A 12,573-nucleotide genomic window follows, 5' to 3' on the forward strand; every position below is an offset into this window, starting at 1 on the left:
TGTAAAAATGTAAAACACAAACAAGCTGAACCTTTAATTGACAATTGCTAATGGGTTCTGGTTGAAGATTAATAACTAAGTTATATTATAAACCGTCAATACAGCAATGACGAGAAGTTTTAAAATCTTGATAGTCTTCTGTGAGGATTTTTTGTTTTCATTACGTAGGAAAAATTAATTATCTTTACGGGATAACAGTAACAAAAAACTTACTATATCCTGACTTATTTACGGGATATCGGTAATAAATGTTATTATATAACGAGTTGTACCCAATACGAGAAACCAATTGACCCAAGAAGAACAAATACTACTTAAAATTTTAGATGGAGTCCAAACTTGGGATGATATCAAACCGAAATTTGACGAATGGGTTAAAAAAGATAAAAAGCTTGGTGGAACTTTATTTGAGGTTTTTTGTAAATATTTCTTTCTCACTGAACCGACTTTCAAAGACGAATACAAAAATGTATGGCTTTTCAATGAAGTGCCATTTTCTTTTAAAGCAAATCTTGGTTTTTCAGATGTTGAATATGGAATTGACTTAATTCTTGAAAATGAAGATGGATTAATTGTTGGAGTACAAAGTAAATATAGAACATTAGTAGAAAGAAAAATATATTGGTCAAAAGATAAACTAGCCAATTTAGTTGCCTACGGCAACAAATGTGATAGATTAATCGTTTTTTCAAATGTTCAAGAAATAGATAACCAAACAGATAAATCAATAAATCAAAAAGTACTATTAGAACAATTAGATTCGATTGAAAATTCAACATTTAGAGATATTGAATCACTCTTAAAAGGATTAACACCAAATAACTTCAAGAAATTTAATCCTTTACCACATCAAAAATTAGCAATTAGTAAAGTTGATAAACACTTTGAAAATAATAATAGAGCTCAATTAATTTTACCATGTGGTGCAGGCAAATCACTTACATCATTATGGATAAAGGAAAAGTTAAATCCTGTAAACACGATTGTTCTAGTTCCATCTCTTGCATTGTTAAGGCAAATGAAAAATGAATGGGCTAGACACAAAAAAACTAAATACAAATACTTGTGTGTATGCTCTGAAAAAGACATCGACAGAGACGCTCAACTAACAGAATTTTCACTTGCCGAAATTGGTGGTAACGTTAGTTTGAATCCTACTACTATTGCAAACTTCTTAAAGAACAATAAAGTAAAGTCTAAAATAATTTTCAGTACATATCAATCATTACAAGAAGTAGAAAAAGCAACTAATTTGCTCGACAACTTTAAATTTGACCTAGCTATTTGCGATGAAGCACACAAGACATCAGGAAACAAACAAAAAGTATTCGGCATTATTCATGAAGATTTTAGAATTGGTGCAGTTAAAAGACTTTACATGACAGCAACACCAAGAGTTGCTTCTCAACAATTAAAAAATTTATTAGGAGATAAGATTAAATTCTTATACGACATGAGTAACGAAAGAGTTTTTGGAAAAGAAGCTCATAGAATGTCTTTTGCTGAAGCAATTCCTGATATTCTTTGTGATTACAAAATAATTGGCATCGGAGTTAGCGACAGAGAAGTTAAAAAATTTTTGGACCAAAGAAATTATGTTACTAATGATGAAACAATTGATGAATATGCCCATAATTATGCTCTGAAAATTGCAATGGAAAAGTATAAAGCATTTCATGCTTTATCATTCCATCATACCGTTCAGGGTTCAAAATCTTTTTCTGAACGTCATTCAAATCTTTTTGGCGATTCTATTTTTTCAAAATTCGTAAGCGGACACCAAAGTTCTGGTGTAAGACAATCAATATTAAAAGAATTTTCAAAAAGAGATATTGGTATAGTTGCAAATGCACGTTGTTTAACCGAAGGTGTTGATGTTCCAACAATTGATTTGATATATTTCTGCGACCCAAAAAACTCAAAGGTCAGTATTGTACAAGCAGCTGGTAGAGCATTAAGAAAAGATAGAACGGGTAAAAAAACTTTAGGATATATTGTTGTACCAATTTTTCATAAGCTAGAAGATGATATAGAAAAAGCAGTTGACCGAAGTGTTTTTAAAAATGTAATTCAAGTTATTCGCTCATTATGTGACCATGACGAAAGACTGCAAGCTGAAATAAATGATATTGCTTTTAAAAAGGGCAAGAAAAATAAAAATTCTAAAATAGAATTCTCATTTTCAAATGATGAAACTGAACGGATTATAAAACTAGTCGGCTTTAAAGAAAAATTAAAGACTTCTTTGTTTGACCAAATAATCGAAAAAACCAATGATAGTTGGGATTTAAGATATAGAGAGCTAAAAGAATATCATAATGCAAATAGTAATTCAGATGTTCCAGCACGTTATGAAAACAGAGCGTTAGGAACTTGGTGTGTTGCTCAAAGAGTGCGTTTTAATTCAGGGAAATTAAGTACAGTTGAAATCAAGAAGCTTGAAAAACTAGATTTTAAATTTAAACCTAGAGGCGACAATTTCAAATATTTCACTAATGCATTAATTAAATTCAAATCTAAACATAAACATTGTGATGTTCCAATTCATTCTGATGATTTTCCAAAATTAGGCAAACTCGTAAACAGATATCGTCACATCTACAAAAAAGGAGTTAAAAGACCTGATGGAAGTGTTTATTTAAAGTATATAGGTAAACTTAAAAAAGAAGATATCCAAAAACTTGAAAGTTTAGGTTTTAAATGGCAAGTTCGGAGAAGAAATTGGTTTGATTTTTACAAAGAAATCCAAGATTATTTCAATCAGAATAATAGTTTAAAAGGATTAGCGAGCGAAAATGAATCATTGTACCATTGGCTCTACAATAACCGCAAAAAATTAGATACTTTATCAAAATCTAAACGTGAAAAGCTTGAATTATTTGATATAAAGCCAATCAATGAAGATGATATAAATAAAGACCGTATTACATGGGATGAAAATTATATTCTTTTAAAAAATTTCAAAAAAGAATATGGTCATTTAGATTTATCTCGTTACCTACCAAAGTATAAAAAATTGCATAAATGGGTAAAATATCAAGTTAACGCAGAAAAAAACAACACACTATCAATTAATAGTGTAAATAAACTAATAAGCATTGGTTTAATAAAAAAAGATAAAAATAGTAACGGTCAGCAAGTACTGAATTTTGAAGAACCAAAAGAAATTGTTACAAAAGTTCTAATTAAAAATAATCGAAAAAGTTGGGACGGAAGATATAATGAATTAAAAGAATTTTTTGAAAAAAACAACCATTCCCATTACTTTAAAAGCCATGGTAATGCTACATTATACCATTGGGTTCTTGCTCAAAGAGTAGAGAAAAATAAAGGAAAATTAAGTCAAAATAAAATTAAAAAACTTGATGAAATTAATTTCGTTTGGGAGCCAGACAATATTGGAACTATGCCAGATGATGATAATTGGCTAAACCTTTTAATAAAATTACGTGAATATAAAGATGTATTTGGACATACAAACGTTTCACAAGTCGATAAAAATCCGGAATATAAGAAATTAGGTAAATGGTTGAATGAACAAAGAAATTATAAAAAAGGCAGAAAACTTGGAAAAAGAATAGTGTTTTTGAACGAAGAAAAAGAGGCATTACTCAATGGTTTAGGAATTATTTGGGATGTTAAAGAACATGAATGGAATCAAAGACTTGATGAATTAAAAAACTATTATGATGAATTCAACTCATGGAAAGTTCCTCTAAACGGAAAAAAATTCGGTGGATTAGGTCATTGGATTTACAGAATCAGAAAAAATGGAACTACCTCTGAAAGGGCTGAAAAGTTAAAGAATATTGGCTATGATGTGACTGAATTATTAATTAAGGACTAAAAAGTACTGGGTACAACACCGTGTATAATTAATGGCTAGTTTTCGCCTACTTACGAAAATCCTCGCGAATTTTCTATTCAGTTTTTATTTGCTAAATTAGGTGCTTAAACACGCCACTAATCATACACAAGACCGTTGCCACCAATTTGAATGAACATCAGAAATCCAATATATTCATTTAGTATAATAGTTTTCCTTTTCGGAATTTTCATATTCTTAATTATGGGATTTTGGGGAATTGGAGCTATACTTTGGTTGTTTGGAATTTATTCAATTTTAGTATTAACAAGTTTTTTACTTAAAAAATTCAAAGTCAAATACCGACAAATAATTGAATGGACTTTAATATTTATTTATGTTCTGTCCCACACTTTATACCATTTAAATTGGGACGTAGGAAGTGAAATTTATTTCACAAATGAAAATGAACCTTTTGTTGGAAAAAATCAGAGTTTTATAATAGTTTTCGGAATAGAAAACCAACCAAAACTCGAAAGCAATTACTTTACAAATAATAAAATACTTATTCCAGAAAATGGAATTTTACTAACTTCTTCAAAAAAGGAAACATTTAAGCATAGATATAGATTTCCTGTAGTTGGCAGTGGAGAAAAGTTTTCAGCCACCTACTTTGAGCAATATAATTGTTACGGAGAAAAAAATCACAAATTTAATTACGTTTTTGGAACAATAAGCGACTTGGGAGAAGTTGATTATAGATACAGAGATTCAATTGGAGATTTAATTTGTGAAAAACTCAAAAACGAAGATTTTAAAAACAATCTAAAAGCAGGTTATGAAAACGGAAATTATCTTGACCAAAAAGAGGTTTTAATAAATTATCAAAATTTGACTAAACTTCCTAACGGGCTTTTAGAGTTGAGAAATCTTGAGTATTTAAATGTGCATTCTAATAAACTGAAAGTTTTTCCTAAAAGTATTTTAGAGTTTCCGAAACTTAAAAGACTGACAATTGGATATAATGAAATTAAAACAATTCCTGAATGGATTGGCGGAATTAAAAGTTTAGAAAGCCTTGCAGTAAATGGAAATGATTTGACTTCAATTCCTGATACGTTATTGACTTTGCCGAAACTGAATTATTTACTAATAAGAGAAATTGATTTTAACGATTTGGAAATGAAAAGAACAATTGAAAAATTTGTACAAAAAGGAGTAAAAGTCCAATATGAATAAAAAAACTGGTGGCAACACCGTGTATAATTAATGGCTATTTCTCGCCTACTTACGAAAATCCTCGCGGATTTTCTATTAGGTTTTTATTTGCTAAATTAGGTGCTGAAACACGCCACTAATCATACACAAAACCGTTGTAGGTAATGCGGGAAACAACCGACTAAAGATAAAAATAGTTAGTAATAAATATTAAATTATATTTGCCTAATGGCAACAAGGATTGAAAATATAAATTCTGATATTATAAACTGGGCAATTACTCGAGCAGGTAATAGTCTAGAAGAATTTTATGCGGATAATCCTGATGTTTTAGATTGGATAGAAGGGAATAAAAAACCTACTATAAAACAATTAGAAAACTTCACTCATAAAGTTCACGTTCCTTTTGGATATATGTTTATGAATGAGCCACCAAAAGAAGAAATACCTATACCATTTTTCAGAACTGGAGCAGCACCTAGAGATAAAGTTTCTTTAAATGTTTATCATACTATCCAAATTATAAAAGACAGACAAAATTGGTTAACAAACTACTTACAAGAAAGTGAATATCCTGATTTAGATTTTGTTGGAAAATATAACGACAACTCTGATTATAAAGAGATTGCAAATGATATTAGGAATACTTTAAAATTACCTGTTAATTGGGCCAGTAAACTTGGTACTTGGGAACAAGCTTTAGATTATCTGACATTACAAATTGAGGAAATCGGAATAATCATCAATTTTAATGGAATTGTTGGAAATAATACTAGAAGAAAAATTTTAGTTGAAGAATGTAGAGGCTTTGTTCTAGTAAATAACAAAGCACCTTTTCTATTTATAAATTCCGCAGATGCAAAAGCTGCTCAAATGTTTACCTTAATACACGAAATTGCTCATATTTGGCTAGGAGAAAGTGCTGGTTTTGATAATAAACAAATGCTTCCCGCTGATGACCCAACGGAACTGTTATGTGATAAAGTTGCTGCTGAATTTTTAGTACCTGAAATATTCTTTAGAGAAAAATGGAATAACAGTCAAAATATAAAATATTTAAGTAGAGTTTTTAAAGTTAGTCCAATTGTAATTGCGAGAAGAGCATTAGATTTAGATTTAATATCTAAACCTTCTTTTTTTGAGTTTTACAACAATTATATAGCCGAATTTAAAAACAAAAAGGAGAACCAAAGTTCTGGTGGGAATTTTTATGCAACTGCTAAAAAGAGAATTAGTTTAAGATTTGCTAGTTATGTAAATAATGCAGTAAATGAAAACAATCTTTTATATAGAGATGCATATAAACTAACTAGTTTAAAGGGAAATACATACGAGAAGTTTATTAATGAATATCTATACCAAGTATGAGTAAATACATTGTAGATTCAAACTTCTTCATACAAGCTCATCGTTCAATTTATCCTCTTGATGTTGTTCAAAGTTTTTGGTTAAAAGTTAATGCCTTATCTCAAAATGGAACAATAGTAAGTATTGATAAAGTAAAAAAAGAGATTTATGACAATTCTTCTCACGAAGATGAACTTAAATTATGGTGTGATTCTAATTTACCAAACGATTTTTTTATTAATACTGATACTGTTCTTCAAAATTATATTTCGATTGTAAGTTGGACTAATTCAATGTCTCATCATTTCACACCAAATGCAATTCAGGAGTTTCTTGAAACTGATCTTGCAGACCCTTGGCTTATTGCTTTTGCTATGAGTAATAATTGGACTATTGTTACTTATGAAAAAAGCCAACCTGAAAGAAAAAATAGAATAAAAATACCTGAAGTCTGTAATCAATTTAATGTTAAACATATTGATACAATCCAAATGTTTAGAGAGTTAAACGAAAGTTTCTAAAGCACTACCTACAACAACGTATATAATTTATTGCTAGTTCTAGCCTACTTACGAAAATCCTCGCGGATTTTCTATTCGGTTTTTATTTGCTAAATTAGGTGCTTAAACACGCAACAAACCATATACAAGACCGTTGTAGTGACCCGTCCTGAATAAAGGCTACATAATTTTAAACATTATGTATAAAAATGACAAAGTAATTAGACGGTATTCAGAACCTTTTAAACTGAAAATTCTTGACGAACTTAGTAAAGGTAAGCACACAAAGAGCGAACTTTGTAAACTCTACTCTATTGCACCTACAACGGTCAATGAGTGGATTAAAAAGTACAATCGTAAAGACTTAATGAACACCAGAGTAAAAGTGGAAACTAAAGACGAAATATCTAGAATTAAAGCACTGCAAAAAGAGATTGAACAGCTTAAAAAACTACTGTATAAAAAGGATCTAGATGCTTTGGTATTAGATTCATATCTGGAAGTTGCTGCTGAAGATCTAGGTTACAAATCTGTTGCTGAGCTAAAAAAAAAGCTAAGCATAAAGCCTTAATCAAAGCTAAACAGAAATCTAAGGGATTTGCTTCTTTAAAAACTATAACTCATTGTTTTGGTCTTAAACGTGATGCGTATTATAAATACAAATCTAGAGCTGATAGGCGTTTAAAACTAGAACAACAGATTATAAACATAGTCAGTAAAAAACGTAAATCCCTTCCTAGAGAAGGCGTGCGTAAACTCAAAAAATCATTAGATAATGAATTTACTAAAGCCAACTTAAAAGTCGGTAGAGACACCCTATTTAACGTTCTTAGAAAACACAATATGCTTACACTTAGAAAGAAAACTAGCGCCAGAACAACAAATTCTTATCATCGTTTTTATAAGTATAATAACATGATAAAGGATATGAAAGTCACTAGATCAAATCAAGTTTGGGTATCTGATATTACATACATCAGAACAGTAAAAGGTTTTTGTTATCTGGCTTTAATTACAGACATGCATTCCAGAAAAATTGTTGGTTATGACCTTAGTGATAGCTTAGAACTTAAAGGATGTGTAAGAGCCCTTAATAAGGCCATTTATCAAGCTAAAAACATTAAACAGCTTGTTCATCATTCGGACAGAGGAATACAGTATTGTAGTAATGTATACACTCAAATACTTAAAAGAAAAAAGATAGGTATTAGTATGACTGAAGAAAATCATTGCTATGAAAACGCAATGGCAGAGCGTGTAAATGGAATCTTAAAAGACGAATTTTATCTCGACCAAACCTTTGATAACGTGACTCACGCTAAAAGAACCGCAAAAAATGCAATTAATTTATACAATGAAATAAGATTACATTTATCTTTAGACTATAAAACACCTAATATGGTATACAAATTATCAGCCTAAATTAAATTTTAACCTGTAGCCATATTTCAGGACAAGACAGCTGAAAAGCCAACGCGCAGTCAAGCACATTTCATTTTTTTCGTGCCTCAAAAAATAAAAAGAGCTTGCCTTTTCCCAACGCTCTTGTACGTTCATAAGATTGTTAAAAAACGGAGTGCGGAAAAATGGAATCTATCCTAAATTTTCTTTACTTTACAGATTGATTATGGATAAAAAATATTCGGACATAAAAGAGAAACTTCAAATCGTTGTAGACAAGAAAACTACTAATGATTTAGCACATTTAACACACTATTTTCAGAATCACAAAAATGGTGTTTCTCAATATTTCAGAACATCTGCAACTGAATATTTGACTGAACTTCACGAAGAATTGAATATTCTTCAAGAACCAGACTTTCAATATTATTTACCTATAAAATGGGATATTCCATTTCCACCAACTGAAAAACCAACATTTAAGTTTATCGATCTTTTTGCAGGAATTGGAGGAATAAGACTAGCATATCAAAATAATGGCGGAAAATGTGTTTTTACTAGCGAATGGGATACATACGCAAAAAAGACCTACGAAGCGAATTTTGGAGAAGTACCATTTGGAGACATTACTCAAATTTCAGAAAGAAATATTCCAGACCACGATATTTTATTAGGTGGTTTTCCTTGTCAACCTTTTTCAATCGCAGGAGTTTCAAAGAAAAATTCTTTAGGGAAAGCACACGGATTTTTGGATGAAACCCAAGGAACTTTATTTTTTGACATTGCAAGAATAATCAAACATAAAAAGCCAAAGGCTTTTATGCTTGAAAATGTGAAAAATCTAGTTTCTCACGATAAAAAGAAAACATTTAAAATCATAATTAGCACTTTAGAAAAGTTAGGATATAATGTTCACTATAAAATTCTAAATGGGAAACATTATGTTCCTCAAAATCGTGAACGAATCATTATAGTTGGTTTTAAAAAGACCGTTTTCAAAAGTAAAGAGACTTTTGAAATTCCCAACCCACAAGAATCTAATTTTGTTTTTAAAGATATACTTGAGCCAAAAGTGGATAACAAATATACTTTGTCTGATAAACTTTGGAATTATCTTCAAGAACATGCAAGAAAACACAAAGCCAAAGGAAATGGGTTTGGTTTTGGATTGACTGATTTAAATGGTATTTCAATAACTATTAGCGCGAGATATTATAAAGATGGTTCCGAGGTTTTAATTTTTGATTTGGGCGATACCCTAAAGGGTCGGGCTATCCGTTTCAATCTTTTTTTCGTGCCTCAAAAAAGGATTTCCACTTCTATCCCTATCGCATTAAAGCAAGTAGCATAATGGTAGATTATTCTGAAGTTTATATTTACTCTGACCAACCAACTACTTGTCCAAAATGTAGCGCAAGGTCAAAAGTTGTTTTAAACCTTTCTCATACAAATGATAAAACAGAGGTTCACTTATGCCCTGATAATGATTGCAATTATGAATTTGTAATGCAATATGATGAAGATTTTGATAATGCTTCACTATTATGAAAAAAGGACAAAAACTTTGGACGAGAGAAGAATCAATTTTAGCGATAAATCTTTATTGTAAATTACCTTTCGGTCGATTACATAGGTCTAATCCTCAAGTTATTCATTTAGCACAGTTAATAGGAAGAACACCAAGTTCAATAGCATACAAATTAGTTAATTTTGCTAGTCTTGACCCAAGTTTACAGGCAAGAGGAATTAAAGGTGCTTCAAATTCAAGTAAGTTGGACAAAGCTATTTGGGATGAATTTTACAATAACTGGGAAGAACTACCATTTGAAAGCGAGAAATTATTATCAAAATTTGAGAACAAATCAATAGAAGAACTTAATAATATTGACATTGAAAACCTACCTAAAGGTAAAACAAGAGAACAAGTAGTTAAAGTTAGAGTGAATCAATCCTTTTTTAGAAGTTCTATTCTAGCATCATACAATAGTACCTGCTGTATAACAGGTATAAATCAAAGTGAACTTTTAATTGCTGGACATATTAAACCTTGGAGTTTTGACGAGCAAAACAGATTAAATCCTAGAAACGGTATTGCCATTAATGCTTTACACGATAAAGCTTTTGAAACTGGATTAATTACTATTACACCCGATTACAAAATTAAAGTTTCTAATGTTTTGCTTAAACAGAAGAAAACTGATTCTCTTGAAAAATATTTCTTCCAATACGAGAATAAAGACATCTTTTTACCTTCAAAATTTTTACCTGATGTTGAATTTTTGAAATATCATAATGATAGCAGATTTCAGCGTTAAGGATAGAAGTGGAAAGCCCACAGCGAGGCACGAGCGAGGACTTGTAACGTATAGCCTGACCCTTTAGGGTAACGCCCAAAAAATTAGAAGCAGAATTAGGAGTTACGCCAAATGGCTATTCCGAACCTGATTTTATGGGTTGGGAAGTGAAGCAGTTTGGAGTTACTAATTTTAATCGTACCAAATCTAAAGTTATAACTTTAATGACACCTGAGCCAACTGATGGAATATATAAAACAGAAGGGATTGAATATTTTGTTAGGAATTACGGCTACAAAGATAAAAATGGTATTCCCGATAGATTAAATTTTGGAGGAGTACACAAAGTTGGGGAAAAACATCATCTTACAAATTTAACGATGCAATTAATCGGATTTGACGTTGAAAGTGGAAAAATACGTAACGCGAATGGCAGAATTGCACTATTAGACGAGAATGAAAATGAAGCAGCATCTTGGAGTTTTTCTTCAATGCTAAAACATTGGAACAGAAAACATAATCAAGCTTGTTATGTTCCATCATTGTCAGAAATTAAGCCCAAAAGAAAGTATAAATATGGTAATGAAATAATATTAGGGACTGGAACTGATTTTCAATTATTTCTATCCCAAATGGCTATTGGAAATATTTATTATGACCCAGGTATTAAATTGGAGAATGTATCTACCAAGCCAAAACCTAAGAAAAGAAGTCAGTTCAGAACAAAGTCTGGATTTTTACCGAATTTATATAAACAGAATGAAGTAATAGACATTGCGGAATAGCCAACGCTGAAAGCCATACACATTTACAGTAGCACCATCCAAGCTTCGCCAAAACTGTAAAAGAGTATGTCTTCGCCAACGCTAGCAAGTTTGCGGAAAAAAGCCAGCAGGTAACTAAGAACTGAGTTAAAAAACAAGCATTATTGAGCTAATTTTGAAACAAAGTTTTCATCATAAGGTCTTCCTGATTTTGCAATAGCAAAAGCTTGTTTTAATAGCTTATTTGCCACTGCTATTAATGCTAACTTTTTACTCTTTCCTTTAGTTACTATCCTTTCGCATAACTCTCTGCAAGCCTTGTTGTGTTTACAGGCTGAAAAAGCACATAAAAACAGTAGATTTCTTAATTTCTTATTCCCTACTTTACTAATCCTGCTCCGCCCTTTTACGCTACTACCTGATTCTCGTATAGTAGGTGTAATACCAACATAACTACATAACTGTGATGCCGTTTCAAACTTATAGAATCCATCGGTTACTACTATTAAAAATAAAGCGGTCTTTACGCCCATACCTGGGATACTTTTTAATAACGTTAATTGATATTGCTGGTCTTGTTTTACCAATTCTAGTAACCGTGCCTCCAAAACTTCTACTTCCTTGTTTAAATGCTTTAAATTCCGCTTTAAAGACCTATAAACAAACTTGGAGGGCACACCCAATACTTCTTCTCCTTTTAGCTTGTTCTTGGTGGCTGTTCTATGTTTTAGGTAACTATCCAATAACCTAAAGAGTTGTAAACACTCACTCTGAATATCTGTCAAGGCATTATACAATGGAACATCATTCATTTGCCCATATTCGCAGATAGCTTTTGCATCACTTTTGTCTGTCTTAACTTTGGCTAATTTCATCTGTATAAATCGCTTTACGGATAACGGATTTACTACAGGTACAAAAACACCTTCATGGTATAAAAACTGTGCTAAACGATAATGATAATAGCCTGTAGCTTCCATAACTAATAAAGCCCCTTGTGGTAAGCTCTTCAAAAAGCTTTTAAAACCTTGCTCATCATTTTTAAACTGATTATGTCCTGTCTTGGAACCATAAACATCAAAGACATTTTTACTAATGTCAATTCCGTAAATTTCGCTATATTTATTCATAAGAACTGTATTTTGGAAAGAACGAGCTACTGACGTTTCAACAACTTGAAATCGAGTTTTAATACTCACAGAACTGAACGAAATCTTAGTAGGAAAAGAGAGAGGGTTATCAAT

The 12,573-nt window shown here is 31.0% G+C and carries 9 protein-coding genes and 1 pseudogene; 9 read left to right on the top strand and 1 reads right to left on the bottom strand.

Annotation, left to right across the window (positions count from 1 at the left end; genetic code table 11):
- Positions 1-289 precede the first annotated feature (289 nt).
- From RG22_RS04225 to RG22_RS04270, 9 genes and pseudogenes are all read left to right on the top strand, one after another.
- The gene (locus tag RG22_RS04225) at positions 290-3,847 is read left to right on the top strand and encodes a DEAD/DEAH box helicase (protein WP_034041116.1); all 3,558 of its coding nucleotides are present in this window, start codon (positions 290-292) and stop codon (positions 3,845-3,847) included.
- 222 nt (positions 3,848-4,069) lie between these two features.
- Entirely contained in the window at positions 4,070-5,044 is a 975-nt protein-coding gene (locus tag RG22_RS04230; protein ID WP_034041117.1) for a leucine-rich repeat domain-containing protein, read from the top strand.
- 207 nt (positions 5,045-5,251) lie between these two features.
- Complete coding sequence (locus RG22_RS04235) at positions 5,252-6,391, top strand: ImmA/IrrE family metallo-endopeptidase (RefSeq protein ID WP_034041119.1); 1,140 nt, start codon at positions 5,252-5,254, stop codon at positions 6,389-6,391.
- Complete coding sequence (locus RG22_RS04240; protein ID WP_052143636.1) at positions 6,388-6,891, top strand: DUF4411 family protein; 504 nt, start codon at positions 6,388-6,390, stop codon at positions 6,889-6,891. Before RG22_RS04235 ends, RG22_RS04240 begins: the two co-directional genes overlap by 4 nt.
- 178 nt (positions 6,892-7,069) lie before the next feature.
- Positions 7,070-7,441, top strand: a complete 372-nt coding sequence (locus RG22_RS04245; RefSeq protein ID WP_034040247.1) for a transposase — start codon at positions 7,070-7,072, stop codon at positions 7,439-7,441.
- Positions 7,441-8,292 (top strand): IS3 family transposase, encoded by an 852-nt coding sequence (locus RG22_RS04250; RefSeq protein WP_052143586.1) that lies wholly within the window; start codon positions 7,441-7,443, stop codon positions 8,290-8,292. Before RG22_RS04245 ends, RG22_RS04250 begins: the two co-directional genes overlap by 1 nt.
- 205 nt (positions 8,293-8,497) lie before the next feature.
- Positions 8,498-9,622: a DNA (cytosine-5-)-methyltransferase gene (gene dcm, locus RG22_RS04255; protein ID WP_081997671.1), complete on the top strand. Its 1,125-nt coding sequence runs from the start codon at positions 8,498-8,500 to the stop codon at positions 9,620-9,622.
- 193 nt (positions 9,623-9,815) lie between these two features.
- Entirely contained in the window at positions 9,816-10,586 is a 771-nt protein-coding gene (locus tag RG22_RS04265; protein WP_034041125.1) for an HNH endonuclease, read from the top strand.
- A gap of 92 nt (positions 10,587-10,678) precedes the next feature.
- Positions 10,679-11,350: pseudogene (locus tag RG22_RS04270) on the top strand (MvaI/BcnI family restriction endonuclease); the annotation flags it as partial.
- 140 nt (positions 11,351-11,490) lie between these two features.
- On the opposite strand, the gene RG22_RS04275 reads toward RG22_RS04270, so the two are convergent.
- Positions 11,491-12,459: an IS110 family RNA-guided transposase gene (locus RG22_RS04275; protein ID WP_052143827.1), complete on the bottom strand. Its 969-nt coding sequence runs from the start codon at positions 12,457-12,459 to the stop codon at positions 11,491-11,493.
- Positions 12,460-12,573 lie beyond the last annotated feature (114 nt).

The sequence above is a fragment of the Wocania ichthyoenteri Th78 genome (assembly GCF_000789235.1).
Taxonomy (GTDB): domain Bacteria; phylum Bacteroidota; class Bacteroidia; order Flavobacteriales; family Flavobacteriaceae; genus Wocania_A; species Wocania_A ichthyoenteri.